Genomic DNA, 16,276 nt, shown 5'->3' on the forward strand with positions numbered 1-16,276 from the left:
GCGCCGGAGCTGGCACGGCCAAGCCGCGGCGTCCGGCCCCTATTGGACGGGGCTGTCCTGTCCGTTGGCGCGGTTGCGCTGGCGAAAACGAAGCCCGTGCACGCGATTGCCGCATCCGGCGGGATCGCAGAAGATCTTTGAAAGGTTGCGGGTCGTGTCGAGGAAGACGTTGTTGCAGTCCTCCGCGGCACAGATCCGGAGGCGCCGGGCTTCGCCGCGCTGGACGACGTCCATCGCGGCCATCGCCGTGGAACCGCGTATCCGATCGACAAGCGGTGTATCCGGCTCGAAATAGTGGATGTGCCAGCCCAAGCCGTCATGCGTCACAATCTGCGGATAGATCCGCAGATCCCGGACCGTCCCATTTGCCCATTGGGCGAGCTGGGCTTCCTTCATTTCGAAAAGCGGTCGAAATTGCGCTCCGAGCTGGCGCAGGGCGTGGCGAATGGGGGCGTCGAGAGGGCCGGCGTAGGACATCTTGTACCGGCGGATCATCGACTTCGCCCATTCGAGCGTAACCGCCTCGCTTTGCGGTGCATCCGCGTAGTTCACGAGATCGGCGCATACGCCCAGGGAGCGGACTGTATCGGGAATCAGCATCGAGTCTTTTTGCGGTCATGGCATCAAGGCACGAATATCTGCCTGGGAACGGACGATGTATAGCGGCTTTTGGCAATGGCGAAGGGGGAGAGGTCGAAGTTGGACTTCGCACCCGTCACCAGATCCGCGGCGACCTCGCCGAGGGCCGGCGCCATCTTGAAGCCATGGCCTGAGAAACCGTACATGCTGAAAGTGTTGGGCAATTCCGGCTGTGGCCCGATGAAGGGATCCCCCGAGGCGGTCCACCCGTCCATATAGGCGCCGATGCGCACGGGGTGGGGGTGCAGGTCCGGCAGGTAGCGTTCGATCATGCGCCTCCAGCGCACCATCCACGAGGCGTCGACCGATCGATCGAGCAGGTCCGCGTCGGCGACGATGCCGTGGGAGCCGTTGCGGCCGATCTTGACCGACGTGCCGTTGACCATCGGCCAGCCGCAGAAGTCGATCTCGTCCTTTTCCCGGATGAAGATCGGAAACGCCTCGGGAGAAAACAGCTCCGGTCGCTTCGGCACGTACCAGGCCAGGACGATGCGGACGACCTGATGATCGTCGGCGCTGTTGACGAGGAGGTTGCGCGTCCAAGCTCCGGCGGTGACGAGCAGCTTGCCCACCCTCCAGGAAGCATTGTCGGAATGAAGCGTGACGCCATTGGCGTCCGGCTCGATGTCGCGGATCTTGGTGTAGCGCATGAGGCGGGCGCCGAGCCGTTCGGCTTGTGCCGCAGCCGTCAGCACCGCCAGTTCCGGCTTGAGGAAGCCCGCGGCCTTGTCGAGTATGGCGATTTCCCCTGGGTCGAGCCTGTGCACGGGATAGCGGTCGGCAACCTGCCGGGGTGTCAGGATTTCGTGGTCCAGATTGAAGCTCTCGGCCGTCGCCAGGACATTGACCATTCCCGGCGTCGTGTCCCTGCCCATCATGAGGCCGCCGTTCAGGGTCAGGAGCGGTATGCCCGTCTCGGCTTCCAGTTCGCGCCAGAGTTCGCGGGCCCGCAGCAGGAGCGGCACATATTTGGCGCCTTCCTTATAGGCGGTCCTGAAGATGCGGCTCTCGCCGCCCGCCCCGCTCTGGTCGTGGCCGGGGGCGAACTGGTCGAACCCGAGCACCGATACGCCGCGCTTGGCAAGACGCCAGGCGGCCATGCTGCCCATCGTGCCGGTTCCTAGAATTGCTACATCTGCGTCCATGGGTGTTTCTCGCTTGCCGGGCCTAATGGCGCCGGTTGTTTCCAGAAGGAGAAGTCGGTCAGAGCACCTGGTCCAGGAAGGTTCTGAGCCGTTGCGTGGCGGGCTGCCGGAAGAGGAGGTCAGGCTCACCCTGTTCCACGATCCTCCCCTCGTCCATGAAGATGACGCGGTTCGATACGCTGCGGGCGAAACCCATCTCGTGTGTCACGATCACCATCGTCATGCCATGGCCGGCGAGCCCGGCGATCAGGGAAAGCACGCCCTTGACGAGTTCGGGATCCAGCGCCGAGGTGGCCTCGTCGAAGAGCATGACCTTCGGCTGCATGGCGAGCGCCCGGGCGATGGCGACTCTCTGCTGCTGCCCGCCCGAGAGCCAAGACGGCCGCGCGTCGAACTTGGCGGCGAGCCCCACCTCGGTGAGGCGCTCCGCTGCAATCTTGCGGGCCTCGGCGGCAGGCAGGCGCTTGACCTTCCGCAGGGCGAAGACGACGTTCTGCATCACGGTCATATGCGCGAACAGATTGAAGTGCTGGAACACCATGCCGACATCCGTGCGCAGGGCATTCTGGCGCTGGTCCGGGCATGGCAGCCGATGCCCCACGATATCGATCGAGCCCTTGTCGACGCCTTGCAGGCCATTCATGCAGCGCAGCAGGGTCGACTTGCCCGAGCCGGATGGGCCGATGATGCAGACCACCTCGCCGGCCTCGATGTCGAGGCTCACGCCGCGCAGGGCAGGCTGGCCATGGAACGCGACGCGGATGTCGCGCAGGCTGATCGCAAGCGTGCTCATGCCGTCTCTCCCGTCCGGTCCGGCGCGGGACGCCGGCCTTCTCTCAGGTGACGATCCAGGTAGTTGACGAGATAGGTCAGCGGCACGGTGAAGGTCAGATAGGCCAGGCCCACGACGGTCAGCGGCGAGAGGTTGCCGGTGCGTTGGGCGATATCCTGCCCGATGCGGTAGATCTCGCGCTGGTCCACACTGAGCCCGAGCACGAAAATCAGGCTCGAATCCTTGATCGTGTTGATGAACTGGTTGGTCAGGGCCGGCAGCACGCGGCGCACGCCCTGTGGGAAGACGATCTGTATCATCGAGCGCCTGTAGCTGAGCCCGAGCGCGCGGCCTGCCTCGAACTGTCCCCGATCGACGCTCTGAATTCCGGCTCGAAGGATCTCGGCGACATAGGCGCCCGTGACGATGCCGATGGCCAGGATGCCGTAGGGATAAGGATTTTGCCCGAAGGGTCGGAAGCCGGAAAAGGGCAGGCCTTGCCCGACCAGGAAGATGGTGACGATCACGGGCAAGCCCCGGAAGACGTCGATATAGGCCCTCGCCAGCACCCGGACGACGACGATGCGGGACAAGGCGAGGAGCGACATCGGCGCACCGATCAGAATGCCGATCATCGTGGCGAAGATGGAGATGCTCAGCGTGTTCCAGATGCCGACCCTGATGAGGTCAGGCAAGACCGCCAGCATGTAGCTGGGGGTGAAGAAGGTATTCCAGAAGCCGCCCATGACCGACCTTATCGTTGGTTTTGGCATTGAAAGGGCCGTGGCGGCGACGGCGCACCACGGCCCTGTGTCGATCCAAGATGCGCTAGCGCGCCGGCTTGAAGTCGGCGCCCGGCAGTTCGGGAACGTCGCCGCCGATCGTGTCCTTGTAGATCTTGGCGTAGGTGCCATCGGCGATGATGTCGCCGGCGGCCTTGTTGACGGCCTTGAGCAGTTCAGGACGATCCTTGGCAATGCCGAGGCCGGCCGGCTGGTCGGTATTGGGAATGGAGACGACGATATGGAGGGGCGTGGTCGCCTCCTTCATATAGATCGCGGCCAATCCCCCGTCATAGAAGGCGGCATCGAGCTGGCCTGACAGGAGCGCGATCTGCATGGCCGCCGAGTCGGGAAACGGCACGATGGTCGTGCTCTTGTAGGTCTCGTTGGCATAGGTCTCCTGGATCGAGGCGGCTACCACGCCGAGGCGCTTGCCGGCAAGGTCGTCCGCGGTCTTAACCGCGCTGTCGGCCTTGCTCAGGATCGTGTAGGAGCCAACGAAATGCGGTCTCGAGAAGTTGATGATCTCGAGGCGCTTGAGGGTGATGGAGTGCGACCCGGCCGACATGTCGCAGACATGGTTCGCGACGGCGGCGAAGATCCCCTCGAACACGGTGAACTTGAAGTCGGGCGTGAGGCCGAGCCGCTTGGCGACCTCTTCCGAAAAGGACACCTCGTATCCCACGAGCTTGCCGTTGACCACCGACGACATCGGCGCATTGGCATCGACGATGCAAACGGTGAGCTTGCCCGGCTCGTTGAGTTCGAGGGCCGTCTGGGCCATGGCGGCCTGAGCGCCGACGAAGCCGAGGATGGATGCTGCAAGGAGGGTGACGATTTTTTTACGGAGGTTGATTGGCATGGACTGCTCCCATGGAAGGCACCTCCACGCTATGCACAGAAAATGAGCTAGTCAAGTTTAGCTCATTTGTTTTTGTTGGTTGCTTCGCGTGCCTTCCCGTCGGTGCCAGTTCCCTCTTCGGGGCGGAACGCGTTTCGGAAAGGACGGGGCAGCAAGGCGACATCGCTCTCACCATCCCGCCGGGATGGTGACGCGGGCGAACGGCGTCAATGGGAGCGGAGCGTGGATGGAGAGCGGGCCATCGGGGACGCCGGGTCGTCGGCTCCGGCGGCAGATCTTTTATGCGAACGCCTCCCAACGCCGGCCTGTGGGGCGGCCAGCGCGCGCGTCCAGGTTCGAAACGGGAATGGTGGAAGAGTTCATCGACGGGCGATCTCAGTGCATTTTACTTTTCAGACGGAATCGTCCGAATCGGAAATTGCTCGTGATAGCCGAGGGTCAAGCCGGAGAGGGATTCAGCCTGACCGCATTTTGCTCCGGTACCAGGCTTGAGGAATCCGACTGCGGCCGCATTCCCTGTTGCTGTCAGGCGGCCAGCGGCCGGGAAGCATCGCGGATCGCCTTGTGGACGTTGCGCTGCAGTTCCATGAAGGCAGGGGTCTCCATGACTTCTTCGCGCCGGGGGCGGGGAATGTCGACGTCGAACGAGCGGGTGATGCGCCCGGGGCCGATGCCCATCACGACGATGCGGTCGGACAGGTAGACGGCTTCCTCGACATCGTGGGTGACGAAGAGGACGGTCAGCCGATGCTCCTCCCAGATCTGGGTCAGGAGTTCCTGCATCTGGTGGCGCGTGAGGGCATCGAGCGCGCCGAAGGGCTCGTCCATCAGCAGCATCTTGGGCCGGTAGGAGAGGGCCCGCGCTATGGCGACGCGCTGCTTCATGCCGCCGGACAGTTCGGAGGGATAGCGATCCGCGCTCTGGGACAGCTTGACCAGCGCGAGATGTTCTCGCGCCAGTTGCCGGCAGCTCGCACGGTCATAGCCGGCGGCCTTGAGCGCGAATTCGATGTTCTGCTGTGCCGTCAGCCAGGGCAGCAGGGTGTAGGACTGAAAGACGACGCCCCTGTCGAGCCCCGGCTGGAGGATGGGCGCGCCGTCGATGGAGAGTTCGCCGGCATCGAAGGGCTGCAGGCCGGCGACGATGGACAGGAGCGTGCTCTTGCCGCAGCCGGACGTGCCGACGAGCGAGACGAATTCGTTGTCGGCCAGATCGAGATCGATGTCTCTCAGAACCTCCGTGCGCCGCTCCGCGACGCCGAAGCTCTTGTGCAGGCCGCCTATCCGAAGTTTTTGAATGCTCATGCGATTTGCCTCATGCCCGGCTGTCCTGCCGGAACAGGACCTTGCCGAGCCCCTTCATGACCTGGTCGGTGATCAGTCCCAGCACGCCGAGTAGAAGGATGTAGCCGATGATGGTGTTGGTCTGGAAATAGCGCTGGGACACGGTGATCCGGTAGCCGAGCCCCGACGTGGCGGCGACCAGCTCGGCCAGCACCAGCCATGTCCAGGCCCAGCCGAGGCTGATGCGCAGCGTGTCCCAGATCCCGGGGAGGGCGCTGGGAACCACGATGCGCGTCAGGATCCTGGTGTCGGACAGGCCGAGGGTACGCCCGAGCCCGATGAAGTCCTTCGGAACGCGCTTCACATTGTCCATGAACATCAGCACCTGCTGGAAGAAGGTGCCGATGAAGATGATCAGGAACTTCTGGGCGTCTCCCGTCCCGACCCAGAGGATCGACAGGGGAACGAAGGCGACGACCGGCATGTAGCGGATGAAGTCGACCAGGGGTTCGATGGCGGCTTCCCAACCGGCAAAGCTGCCGATCAGCACGCCGATCGGGATCGCGAGCGCCGAAGCGATGAGAAAGCCGACCGATATCCGATAGATCGACGCCTTCAGATCGATCCACAGCGTGCCGTCGCCGGCAAGCTTGACGAGTTGGCCGGCGACGCCGGACGGCGAGGGCAGGAAGATCGGAGTGACCAGCCCCAATGCCGTCGCTGCCCACCAGATCGCACCGAGGGTGAGGAACACGACGACCGCAATCGTCAGGAAGCGCGACCGCGAGATGGGCACGCCGATGCGAAAGGGCCGCCGGCGCCCCGCCATGCGCTGGGTAGCCGGTCCTCCGGCCGTACGAGGCGCAGTCATAGGCTCTTCCTCAACCCTCGTGCCGCCTCATTCCGCCGCCTTGACGAAGGAAGGATCGATCATCTGCTCGGGCGTCACGTCGGACTGGAGCAGCTTGGCATTCTTGGCGGCAGCCTCGACATCAGCGAAAGTCTTGGTCGAGAAGTCGCCGGTGAGGGCCGTCTTGTTTTCCGCCAGCGAATAGTAGCGCACGCCGTCGAAGGCGGTGTTGAGATCGTCCACGCTGGAACCAACCGCCTTGGCGATGATCGAGCGGCCATCCGGCGTATTGGTGTTGTAGGCCTTCAGGGCGGCATCCCAGCTCTTGATCATGGCCAGCACCTGGCCGGGCTTGGACTTGATCACCTCGTCGCGCACCACCAGTACGTCGCTGATCAGGCCCGGATCCTCGCCCGCCGTGAAGAGGAGCTTGACGTCCTTGTTCTGTGCCCGGGCCGTGGTGAGATAGGGCTCGTAGGTCACCGCGACGGGGACGCGGCCGGCGATCAGGGCACTTCCGGCATCGGCGGCAGGCATCGGCACGGGCTCGATGTCGGCCACGGTCATGCCGTTCTTGGAAAGCGCGTATTTGAGCAGAATGTCGCTGGTGGTGCCTTCCTCGAAGGCGACCTGCTTGCCCTTGAGATCCTTCACGGAGGCGATGTCCTTGCCGGCGATCATGGCGTCGGCGGTCATGCTGACGTCGAGCAGCAGGACGATCTTGACCGGCAGGCCGGCCGCGACCATGCCCATCGCGGTGTGGGTCGCGATGTTGGCAGCATCGAGCTGGCCGCTCGCGAGAGCCGCGTTGATGTCCTTGTCCTCGCTGAAATTGACGATCTGCACGTCCGACAGCCCGTTGGCCTTGAACAGGCCCTTGGCTTCGGCGACATGCCATTGCCCGTAGCCCAGCCAGGGCTCGATGCCGATCTTGAACGAACCGGCTTCCGGCGTGGCCGGAATGGTGGCATCCGCCGCATACACCGTGGCGGGCGAAGCGGTGACGATGGCCGCTGCCATGACGAACGCGCGGAAACGTCCAGTGAAATTGCGCATCTCTCTCGGTCCCCTTGGTGGATCAAGCCGCTTCTTTGGCTATGCGGCCTTTTGACGGCGGACATGAAAATCGGGGCATGTCGCCGCGACTATCCGGCCCTGAACTTTCATGAACGACAGGCATCATCTCATCGTCGCGATCGATGGCTGTCAAGATCAAAATATATACATGACTATACAACTTACGAGCTCCGCAAACCGCCTCGGCCGCCCGCGCGCCGGAGACGGGCTGCGGCCGCATCAGGGAGCCCTCAAGGCTGAACGGCCGAGGGATTTCAACTCCTCGACGGAGGCGATCCCCATCAGCGCGAGCGAGATGTCGATCTCCTGCGCGATGGCCTGGATCATGGCCGCGACACCCTCCGTCCCCCCGGCGGCCAGTCCGAACGCATAGGCGCGCCCGAGCAGGACGCCGTCGGCGCCGAGGGCAAGGCCCTTGATCACGTCCGCGCCTCTCCGGAAGCCGCCGTCGATCAGGACTTCGAGCTTGCCGTCGACCGCGGCGACGATCTCGGGCAGCATGGCGATGGTCGAGCTGGCGCAATCCAGCTGTCGCCCGCCGTGATTGGAGACGACGATGGCGTCGGCGCCTTCGGCCTGCGCCCGCTCCGCATCGTCGGCCGAGAGGATGCCCTTGATGACGAGGCGCCCACGCCAGCGTTGGCGCAGCCAGGCGACGTCGCGCCACGAAAGGGTCTGGTCGATGGACCGCGACAGGTTGGACGCCTGTTCGAGGATGCCCTTCCCGAATTCGGGCTTGTTCGCCAGGGCGCCGACCTGCGGAGCGCCCGCCTGCATGATGTCGGCGAACCAGCGGGGGCTCATCAGCATCTGCAGCACAAGGGCCGGGCCGACCCGGGTGAGCGAGCGAAAGCCGTTGCGGACGTCCTTCTCGCGCACAGAGGTGATGGCCGTGTCGACCGTGAGGAACAGGGTGTCGACACCAGCCTTCTCCGCCTCCTGCAAAAGCTCGTCACAGAAGGCCTTGTCCTTGAGAATATAGAGCTGGAAGTGGAGTGGACCGGTCGTGTCGCGGCGCAGCTCCGCGAGCGATGCGATGGAGAAACTCGACAGGCAGAGCGGAATGCCGGCTGCATGGGCAGCCCGGGCGGCCTTCTGCTCGCCCTTTCCGGCATAGAGGCCGAGGAAGCCGACCGGGCCGAGCATGAAGGGCAGGGGATGGCGCACGCCGAGGAAAGTGGTGGACAGGTCACGCCTCTCGGGATTCACCAGCACTTTCTGGACGAGGCGCCAGCGCTCGAAGTCCACCTGGTTCGCCCGCAGCGTCGTCTCGCCGAAGGAGCCGCCGTCGATATAGTCGAAGAAGATGCGTGGCAGGCGCCGTCTGGCCGCCTCTCGGGCATCGTCCACATTGATCAGCTTCATCGGCCTGTCCCTGCTGCATCCGCTGCCATCACCGGCAGCGCGCCGGCGATCACGAAATCTTGGAGGTGAGGTATCGGCTGCCCAGCGAGTACCGGCTTCCCACATAGGTGAGCCGGCTGATGGTCGCGACGACGGCGCCCGTCCAGGTGCGGCGGTACAGGAGGAGGCAGCAGGTGCCGACCGCAATATCGAGATGGGCAGCCGTCACCTGATCCGCCGGGACCGCCGAGATGATGTGCTCGACTTCGGTAGCCGGTGTCTTCTGCATCAGATAGTCGTACGTGGCCATCCTGACGAAGTCCTGCTTGTCGTAGTCGGGCACCAGCGCCGGATTGACGAAGCGCTCCTCGATCTGCACCGGCAGGTCGTTCTCGAAATGCACCACGATGGAATGATGGAGGTGCTGCCCACGGGCGATCTCGAACGATGCCGCGAGATCGGCCGTTGCTGCCAGCGTTTCCAGAACCAGCACTTCGGAGCGATGGCGATTGCCGCGTGCCAGGATCTCGGCTGCTATGTTGTTGATTTCGATCAGCGCCGACTGTGGACGCGGCGGAGCAACGAAGGTGCCGACACCCTGGATCCTGATCAGCAGGCCGGCAGTCGTCAGTTCCCGCAGGGCGCGGTTGATCGTCATCCGCGAAACACCCAAGGCGGTGACCAGCTCATTCTCCGACGGCAGTTTGCTGTCCTTGCTCCAATGTCCCGTCCCGATATTGGTGAGAATGTAGTCCTTCACCTTCTCGTAGAGCGGGCTGGCCGTATCCGGCAGGGAAGCCATGGTCCAGAGATCCTTTCCGACATGCCGCTTGAGGTGAATTTGCGTCAGACGCTCCGGTCCAGACGGATAATCGTCTTCAGCCCTTCCGCCTGGCCCGAAAGCAACCTTTCATAGGCTGCAGGTACGTCGTCGAGGCCGATCTGACGGTCGATCATCGCAGTCAGTTCCGCGCTCAACACGCCGAGCATGGAAACCGCCTCGGGCAATTCGTCCGCGAAAGCGTGCGAACCAAGCAGCGCGATCTCCCGCTCGATCAACAGGTTCGGATCGATGTCGAGGCGGCCGTGGAATATGCCCACCATGGCGATGGCACCGCCCGGTTCGAGGAGATCCAGAACCTTTCCGAGCACCGTGGTGCTGCCCGTTGCCTCCACCGCCGCCAGCAATGGGGCGCCGGCGGCCGCGGCAACGGACGCGTGGTCGAGATCGACCACCGTGGCTCCGGTGAGGCGAGCCACCAGGGAAGCCCGAGCTTCGTTTCGGTCCACCACAAGGACCTTGCTTCTGCCGGTCTTCGAGAGAAGCAGGGCCACGAGACCGCCGATCGGCCCGCAACCGGCGACGAGGACTGCACCATCGGGTTTCGGCAGGCGGCGGACGGCGTGGAGCGCCACGGCGAGCGGTTCCGCCATCGCGGCAACGGCATAACCAATCTCAGGGGCGACGCGATGGAGGAGACGGGCCGGCAGGGAGACACGCTCGGCAAAGCCACCGTCGCAGACTTCGCCGATGAAGCCGAGCGAGACGCAAAGGTGCCTCCGCCCCGCGCGGCACCGTGCACACTCGCCGCACCAGAACCGCGAATCCGCGACCACGCGATCCCCGACGGCCATGCCCTCGACGCCGTCGCCGAGGGCGATCACCTCGCCCGTCAGTTCGTGTCCCGCCACGGACGGTGACCGGCTGATCCACTGTCCGGTGCGAAAATTGTGCAGGTCGGATCCGCAGATGCCCGCGGCACGTACTCTCAGCATTGCCCATCCGGGCGCGGGCGCATCCGGCGTCGCCATATCCTCGACCCTGAGGTCGCCAGGCCCGTAGAGACGCACCGCCCTCATGCAGGGTCGCTCCGGTGGGCGTCCAGGTAGGGCTGGCGGAGCTCGGAGACGGCATTCTCGTGGGAGCTGAAGCCCTCGTAGCGCGCGAGGCGCCGGGCATGCATGGCGAGTTCGGGGTAGGCCGTCGAGGTGACATAGCCGACCGAGGAGCGCTTGACGAAATCGTGGACCGAGAGAGGGCCGTAGGTTCTCGCCCAGCGGCTGGTAGGCAGGACGGCGTTGGGGCCGAGAACGAAATTGGCGATGGTCACCGGCGTATGCGGACCCATCAGGATTTCGGCAGCCTCGGTGATGTGGCCCAGATGGGCCATGGGCTCGCGGGACAGGATCTCGAGGTGTTCGGGCGCATAGTCGTTGATGAAGCGATAGCTTTCTTCGAGCGAGCGCGTGAGCACGATGCCGCCGCGCTTGCCCGTCAGCACCGCGCGGGAGAATTCGACGCGCTGCTCGGTCATCTTCGACCAGTAGCCTGGAATGGCGGCCAGCGCGGCTTCGGCGACCTTGCGGCTATGGGTGACGATATAGGCGGACGAATCGGGGCCGTGTTCCGCTTCGATCAGCACGTCGAGGGCGGCCAGGGCCCCGTCGACGCTTTCGTCGGCGAAGATGATGGCCTCGGAGGGGCCGGCGGGCAGGCCCGTATCGATCACCGAGGAGAGAAGGCTCTTGGCTGCCACCACGAAGGGGCTGCCGGGGCCGACGATCTTGACGGCCGGCTTCACCGTCTCGGTGCCGTAGGCCACGGCCGCGACGGCCTGGGCTCCGCCGCATTTGTACACCGTCTCGACGCCGGCGATCCTCGCGGCCACAAGCGTTGCCGCGTCCACGGAGCCGTCCGGCGTCGGCGGCGTCACGATGGCGATCTGCGGTACGCCCGCGATGACGGCGGGAACCGACGTCATCATGGTGACGGAAGGGAAAGCACCCTTGCCGCGCGGCACATAGAGGGCGACCGACGAGATCGGCGTGTAGCGGTCGCCGGCATAGACACCGGGGCGCACCTCCTTCAGCCACATCGTCTCGGGGCGCTGCTCCTCATGGAACTTGCGAATATTGGAGATGCCGAACTCGATGCTCTCGATGACATCCTGGTCGACCGAAGCGAAGGCAGCCTCGAACTCCGCCGGCGAAACCTTCAGGTTGTCCTTCGAGACTTCGGCCTTGTCGAACTCCCGGGCGAACCGGACGAGGGCGACATCGCCTTCCTCCTTCACGGCATCGATGATCGGGCGTACCTTTTCGCGAAAGACGGACAGGTCCGCTTCGGCCCGCTTCAGGAGGCCGGCGCGTTGGGAGGAGTCGAGACGTGAAAGATCGTGAAAGCTGATTTCTGACATCGAGGTTCTCAATATCGGGCAGGGGAAATCCGGCGGCGCAGCTCAAAAGTATATACAAGCACATACAAGAAAGGGCCAAGCTGATTTTTATCGCGCCACGCCCAAACTTTGCGCTGTTTATCAGGCGGCCGGAATCCGCTGGATTCCGATCTAGCCGCCGGCTGCCACGGCCGCCGAAGGGCAAGGAAGGGGCCGGGCCAGGGCGCCTCCCATCGGAGTTCAGATCGAAGCGAGGTAGCCGCCGTCCACCGGGATCGCCTGGCCGGTGACGTAGTCCGAGGCCTGCGAGCACAGGAAGATGGCCACGCCGTGCAGGTCGGAGAGATCACCGAAGCGGCGCTGCGGGATCTTCGCGAGCATGGCCTGCTGCCACGCCTCGTCGGCATAGAACCCCTCGGTCATCGCCGTGCGGAAATAGCCGGGAACGATGGCGTTCACGCGGATGCCGCGCGCTGCCCATTCCGTGGCCAGGGCTCTCGTCATGCCCAGCAGGCCCGACTTCGAGGAACCATAGGGAACCGCAGTGGGAATGCCGACATGGGAGGTCAGGGAGCACAGGTTGACGATGGAACCGTTCTTTCCGGCGCTGGTCATCCAGCGCGCCGCCGCCTGAGCGCAGAAGAAGGCACCCTTGAGGTTGGTGTCGAGGATCCTGTCCCAAAGGGCCTCGTCGACCTCGAGCGAGGGGCGCACTTCCTCAATGCCGGCATTGTTCACGAGTATGTCGAGACCGCCGAGCCTGTCGATCGCCTGTCCGACACCTTCACGGCAACTCTCGACGGAAGAGACATCCATGGCCACCGCGTGGACCGCGCCGCCTTCGGACCGGATGGCGGCGACGGTTTCGTCGAGGGCGGCAAGGCTCCTGGCCGCCACCGCGACCTCGGCTCCGGCTGCGCCCAAGGCTTCGGCGAGACTGCGCCCGATGCCACGGCTGGCGCCCGTCACGAGGGCTTTCTTCCCGGAAAGATCGAAGATGGATGTATTGCGCATTGGGCGGGCCTGGAGGCTGGTAGATACCGAACAGCTCGGAGCTTAGCTATACTTCCATATACATCCTGCAGTGGCGCGTTCAATCACCATCCACCGTGCCCCGGTGGCAACCAGGAGCGCACGATCAGGCGATGGCAGCGCGCTGGTCGCTGCGGGCGAGGCGGGCGAGCAGATACTCGACCTCGGCCCGGGCCGTCAGCGAAAGGCCGCCGGCGGGCGCCCGCTGGGCGTCCGAAGCAATGAGGCCGCGCCGCGCCATCACATATTTGCGCACGGCCAATCCCACGCCCTGCTGCTGTTCATAGCGCAGCAGCGGCAGATGGGCGTCGAAGAGATCATGCGCCGCATCGCGCTCCCCAGCTTGGGCGCGGCGCACCACGTCCACGAGCATGTCGGGGAAGGCATAGCCCGTCATGGCGCCGTCGGCGCCCCGCTCCGTTTCGAAATCCAGGAACAGGCCGCCATTGCCGCAGAGGATGGAGACATGGCGAAGGCTTCCCTCCGCCTCCCATCTGCGGAGCATGGAGATCTTTTCGAGGCCCGGCCAATCCTCGTGCTTGACCATCACGCAGGAGGGATTGTCGGTGATGATGCGGCGCAGGACGCCCGGCGTCATCACCACGGTGAAATTGAGCGGATAATCCTGGACGACGAAGGGAATGTCCGCGCCGATCGCCTCCACGGCCTGGCGGTAGTAGCCGACGATCTGGTCGTCCGTGCGCAGCGTGTTGGGCGGGGCGATCATGACGCCGGCCGCGCCCGCTTCCATCGCGGCGTGGGCGAGGGTCCGCATGGCGGCAAATCCGGGTGCTGACACGCCGACGATCACCGGCAGCGAGGGGGCGCGCCTGATGAAGCGCGTCGCGATTTCCAATGCCTCGCGGCCGTCGAGCTTGGGCGCCTCGCCCATCACGCCCAGCACCGTCATCCCGGTACTGCCGCAGCCGACATAGAAATCGGTGAGCCTGTCGATCGAGTCGAAGTCGATGCGCCCATCCGCATGGAAGGGCGTCGGCGCGATGGGGTAGACACCTTTGGCGGAAGGCTGCAGCAGCATGCGTTTTCTCCGAACGTGGTCATTGCCTATGGCACATGGAAATCCCCGGATAAACCATGATAAGACCATCATCAGAAGACGGATTTTCCTTCGTTATTCATCGGTCTGGCCCGGGCGGTGCCATGAATATCAGGTTCCTGCGCACCTTCTGCGCTGTTGCGGACAAGGGCTCCCTCGCGGCGGCGGCCCGCGCGCTCGGCCTCGCCAATGCCTCGGTTGCCGAGCAGATCCGTGCGCTCGAGCGCAGCCTAGGGGCTTCGCTGACGATCAGGCGTGGGCAGACGGTGACGCTGACTGAGGCAGGACAGGCCGTGCTTGGTTCGGCGCGGGCGATCGTCGCGCAGGCCGACGAACTGGCGCAGATCGCCCAGGCGGGTGCTTTGCGGGGGCGCCTGCGGGTCGGCGCCATCTCGACGGAGCTGACGGCCCTCCTGCCGGGCACGCTGCGCCAGCTCGCCGCCTGTCATCCGGAGATCGACCTCAAGGTCGTGCCGGGCACCTCGATGGGCCTTCTGGCGATGATCGAGACCGGTGACATCGATTGCGCCCTCATGGTCAGGGCGCCCTTTGCACTTCCGAAGAGCCTTTCCTGGCAGGCCGTACGGCTGGAGCCGCTCATCCTCGCCGTGCCGGCCGCGATGCGGGAGGATTCGGTTGCCGCGGCCATCAAGGGCGCGCCTTTCATCCGCATGGATCGCAACGCCTGGACGGGCCAGATCGTCACCCGCTACCTCGCAAGCCGGCAGATCCTGGTGCGCGAACTGTTCGAGCTGGATGCGCCGGAAACCATCGTTGCCCTGGTTTCTGAGGGGCTCGGCGTGTCGCTGTTGCCTGATTGGGGCATCACGCCGCCTGTCGGCAGGGATCTGCGCATCATCCCGACCGAAGACATCCGCTACAGCCGCGAGATCGGCCTTCTGGGCCGCCGCGGCCCAGCTTCTTCGCTGATCGACGCTTTCTGGCGCATTCTATGCGATGAGGCCGCCCGCTGACTCGTGCCTGGTGGCTGCTACGCGGCGATGCCCTTGGGAAGCGGCAGGGCGAGGTCGCCTGGCAGATCGGGAACGCCGAACAGGGCCTCGTGAAGCTGGCTCAGGGCCGCCGCCAGCGCGCCGACGACGCCGGCCCGATTCCTGAGGGCGCTCGCGCGCACTTCGATGGGACGCGGCGCGCAGCCCTTGAGATCCTCCTGCACGAGTTGGAGGATCTCGGGCCGACCGCCGATGGAACCGCCGAGGACGAGCAGCTTCGGGTCGAGCACGACGCAGACGCTGGCGATGGCGAGGGCGATCATGCGCGAGGTCTCGCCGATGACCCGGCGCGCGATCTCGTCGCCCTGCTCGAAATGTTCGAAGATCTGGCGCACGTCTGCCGCGGCCCTGCCGCCGGCGGCATGGTATCGCGCGACGATGCCGACGGCGCCGACCTCCAGTTCCAGACTGCCGTGGATGCGGGCATCGGCACTGAAGGGATCGCGTCCGAGCGGCAGGAAGCCGATTTCTCCCGCGGCCCCCGTCGCGCCGCGCACCAACTGGCCGTTGGAAAAGATGCCCAGGCCGATGCCCGTTCCCAGGGCGATGAAGGCGACGTTGGAGACGTCGCGAGCGCAGCCCTGCCAGATCTCCCCCAGCAAGGCGAGGTTGACGTCGTTCTCTATCCGCAACAGCCCCTTGAACTTCCTGCTGAAGAAGCCGAAGGCGTCGATCTCGGCGAGATCGGCGATGTTGGGTGCAAGGTCGATGCTGCCGGTTTCCGGAATGGCGACGCCGGGCGTTCCGATCACCACTGAACGCACCTGCTTCAGGCTCGTGCGCACGTTCCGGGTCAATTGCGAGGCCAGCGCCACCACCTGCTCCAGCACGGCCTGGCCTCCGCGTGGATCGGTGGGCTCCGTAATCTCGGAGAGGATCTCGCCGGCGATGTCGGCGATCGCCGCCGAAACCTTGGTTCCTCCGAGATCAACGCCGACGACGAAGCCTGTATCCCTGGCAATCTCGTAGAGCAGGGCCGTACGGCCCACATTGCCGCTCGTCCGGCCCGTCTGGCGCACCCAGCCCTGCTGGTCGAAGCTGTCGACGATCTCGGAGATGGTCTGTTTCGAGAGACCTGTCTCCTTCGAAAGGTCGGCTCGGGAGATCGGCCCCTTGTGCAGGAGGGATTCGAACACAACACGCCTGGAAATCAGCCGGGAAACGCGATGCTGGGCCATTCTTGCACCATTCCTCGTCTCCAGCCGGAGATCGCAGAGTTAGTTCGGTATCTTGCCTAATGAAA

At 64.7% G+C, this 16,276-nt stretch carries 14 protein-coding genes and 1 pseudogene; 1 reads left to right on the forward strand and 14 read right to left on the reverse strand.

The features are described from left to right. Positions 1-39: 39 nt before the first annotated feature. The 13 genes and pseudogenes from AC6H34_RS17005 to AC6H34_RS17065 form a co-directional block, all read right to left on the reverse strand. On the reverse strand, positions 40-600 hold the full coding sequence (locus AC6H34_RS17005) for a CGNR zinc finger domain-containing protein (protein WP_497539511.1): 561 nt from the start codon (positions 598-600) through the stop codon (positions 40-42). A 23-nt stretch (positions 601-623) separates the two neighbouring features. Then, the gene (solA, locus tag AC6H34_RS17010) at positions 624-1,784 is read right to left on the reverse strand and encodes an N-methyl-L-tryptophan oxidase (RefSeq protein WP_497539512.1); all 1,161 of its coding nucleotides are present in this window, start codon (positions 1,782-1,784) and stop codon (positions 624-626) included. Positions 1,785-1,842: 58 nt separating this feature from the next. Continuing rightward, positions 1,843-3,302 (reverse strand): annotated as a pseudogene (locus AC6H34_RS17015) (amino acid ABC transporter permease/ATP-binding protein). Between the two features lie 82 nt (positions 3,303-3,384). Next, the gene (locus AC6H34_RS17020; protein ID WP_497539513.1) at positions 3,385-4,200 is read right to left on the reverse strand and encodes an ABC transporter substrate-binding protein; all 816 of its coding nucleotides are present in this window, start codon (positions 4,198-4,200) and stop codon (positions 3,385-3,387) included. Between the two features lie 525 nt (positions 4,201-4,725). Beyond that, on the reverse strand, positions 4,726-5,505 hold the full coding sequence (locus tag AC6H34_RS17025; protein ID WP_497539514.1) for an ABC transporter ATP-binding protein: 780 nt from the start codon (positions 5,503-5,505) through the stop codon (positions 4,726-4,728). Between the two features lie 10 nt (positions 5,506-5,515). Continuing rightward, positions 5,516-6,355, reverse strand: coding sequence for an ABC transporter permease (locus AC6H34_RS17030; protein ID WP_448148729.1), 840 nt, complete (start codon positions 6,353-6,355; stop codon positions 5,516-5,518). Positions 6,356-6,382: 27 nt separating this feature from the next. Next, positions 6,383-7,354, reverse strand: coding sequence for an ABC transporter substrate-binding protein (locus AC6H34_RS17035; protein ID WP_497539910.1), 972 nt, complete (start codon positions 7,352-7,354; stop codon positions 6,383-6,385). Between the two features lie 276 nt (positions 7,355-7,630). After that, positions 7,631-8,776, reverse strand: coding sequence for an alpha-hydroxy acid oxidase (locus tag AC6H34_RS17040; protein WP_497539515.1), 1,146 nt, complete (start codon positions 8,774-8,776; stop codon positions 7,631-7,633). A 49-nt stretch (positions 8,777-8,825) separates the two neighbouring features. Continuing rightward, complete coding sequence (gene hutC, locus AC6H34_RS17045) at positions 8,826-9,557, reverse strand: histidine utilization transcriptional repressor HutC (RefSeq protein WP_448148727.1); 732 nt, start codon at positions 9,555-9,557, stop codon at positions 8,826-8,828. Positions 9,558-9,601: 44 nt separating this feature from the next. After that, the gene (locus AC6H34_RS17050; RefSeq protein WP_497539516.1) at positions 9,602-10,615 is read right to left on the reverse strand and encodes a zinc-dependent alcohol dehydrogenase; all 1,014 of its coding nucleotides are present in this window, start codon (positions 10,613-10,615) and stop codon (positions 9,602-9,604) included. Continuing rightward, positions 10,612-11,952 carry a histidinol dehydrogenase gene (gene hisD / locus AC6H34_RS17055; protein ID WP_497539517.1) on the reverse strand — a complete coding sequence of 447 codons (1,341 nt, stop codon included), beginning with the start codon at positions 11,950-11,952 and terminating at the stop codon, positions 10,612-10,614. The genes AC6H34_RS17050 and hisD overlap by 4 nt, the downstream gene beginning before the upstream one ends. Positions 11,953-12,171: 219 nt before the next feature. Further along, positions 12,172-12,945 carry an SDR family NAD(P)-dependent oxidoreductase gene (locus AC6H34_RS17060; protein WP_497539518.1) on the reverse strand — a complete coding sequence of 258 codons (774 nt, stop codon included), beginning with the start codon at positions 12,943-12,945 and terminating at the stop codon, positions 12,172-12,174. Positions 12,946-13,069: 124 nt separating this feature from the next. Next, complete coding sequence (locus AC6H34_RS17065) at positions 13,070-14,002, reverse strand: dihydrodipicolinate synthase family protein (RefSeq protein WP_497539519.1); 933 nt, start codon at positions 14,000-14,002, stop codon at positions 13,070-13,072. A gap of 122 nt (positions 14,003-14,124) precedes the next feature. Here AC6H34_RS17065 and AC6H34_RS17070 point away from each other — a divergent pair, with 122 nt between their 5' ends. Then, the gene (locus AC6H34_RS17070; protein WP_497539520.1) at positions 14,125-14,994 is read left to right on the forward strand and encodes a LysR substrate-binding domain-containing protein; all 870 of its coding nucleotides are present in this window, start codon (positions 14,125-14,127) and stop codon (positions 14,992-14,994) included. 17 nt (positions 14,995-15,011) lie between these two features. On the opposite strand, the gene AC6H34_RS17075 is transcribed toward AC6H34_RS17070, so the two are convergent. After that, positions 15,012-16,211 carry an ROK family transcriptional regulator gene (locus tag AC6H34_RS17075; protein ID WP_448148721.1) on the reverse strand — a complete coding sequence of 400 codons (1,200 nt, stop codon included), beginning with the start codon at positions 16,209-16,211 and terminating at the stop codon, positions 15,012-15,014. Between the last annotated feature and the right edge of the window lie 65 nt (positions 16,212-16,276).

Source organism: Labrys sp. ALF-8, from assembly GCF_059699065.1.

Excerpts from the sequence above, each read along its gene's own strand:
- AC6H34_RS17005 (WP_497539511.1), bottom strand. The coding sequence starts at position 600 with ATGCTGATTCCCGATACAGTCCGCTCCCTGGGCGTATGCGCCGATCTC.
- solA (WP_497539512.1), bottom strand. The coding sequence starts at position 1,784 with ATGGACGCAGATGTAGCAATTCTAGGAACCGGCACGATGGGCAGCATG.
- AC6H34_RS17020 (WP_497539513.1), bottom strand. The coding sequence starts at position 4,200 with ATGCCAATCAACCTCCGTAAAAAAATCGTCACCCTCCTTGCAGCATCC.
- AC6H34_RS17025 (WP_497539514.1), bottom strand. The coding sequence starts at position 5,505 with ATGAGCATTCAAAAACTTCGGATAGGCGGCCTGCACAAGAGCTTCGGC.
- AC6H34_RS17030 (WP_448148729.1), bottom strand. The coding sequence starts at position 6,355 with ATGACTGCGCCTCGTACGGCCGGAGGACCGGCTACCCAGCGCATGGCG.
- AC6H34_RS17035 (WP_497539910.1), bottom strand. The coding sequence starts at position 7,354 with ATGGCAGCGGCCATCGTCACCGCTTCGCCCGCCACGGTGTATGCGGCG.
- AC6H34_RS17040 (WP_497539515.1), bottom strand. The coding sequence starts at position 8,776 with ATGAAGCTGATCAATGTGGACGATGCCCGAGAGGCGGCCAGACGGCGC.
- hutC (WP_448148727.1), bottom strand. The coding sequence starts at position 9,557 with ATGGCTTCCCTGCCGGATACGGCCAGCCCGCTCTACGAGAAGGTGAAG.
- AC6H34_RS17050 (WP_497539516.1), bottom strand. The coding sequence starts at position 10,615 with ATGAGGGCGGTGCGTCTCTACGGGCCTGGCGACCTCAGGGTCGAGGAT.
- hisD (WP_497539517.1), bottom strand. The coding sequence starts at position 11,952 with ATGTCAGAAATCAGCTTTCACGATCTTTCACGTCTCGACTCCTCCCAA.
- AC6H34_RS17060 (WP_497539518.1), bottom strand. The coding sequence starts at position 12,945 with ATGCGCAATACATCCATCTTCGATCTTTCCGGGAAGAAAGCCCTCGTG.
- AC6H34_RS17065 (WP_497539519.1), bottom strand. The coding sequence starts at position 14,002 with ATGCTGCTGCAGCCTTCCGCCAAAGGTGTCTACCCCATCGCGCCGACG.
- AC6H34_RS17070 (WP_497539520.1), top strand. The coding sequence starts at position 14,125 with ATGAATATCAGGTTCCTGCGCACCTTCTGCGCTGTTGCGGACAAGGGC.
- AC6H34_RS17075 (WP_448148721.1), bottom strand. The coding sequence starts at position 16,211 with ATGGCCCAGCATCGCGTTTCCCGGCTGATTTCCAGGCGTGTTGTGTTC.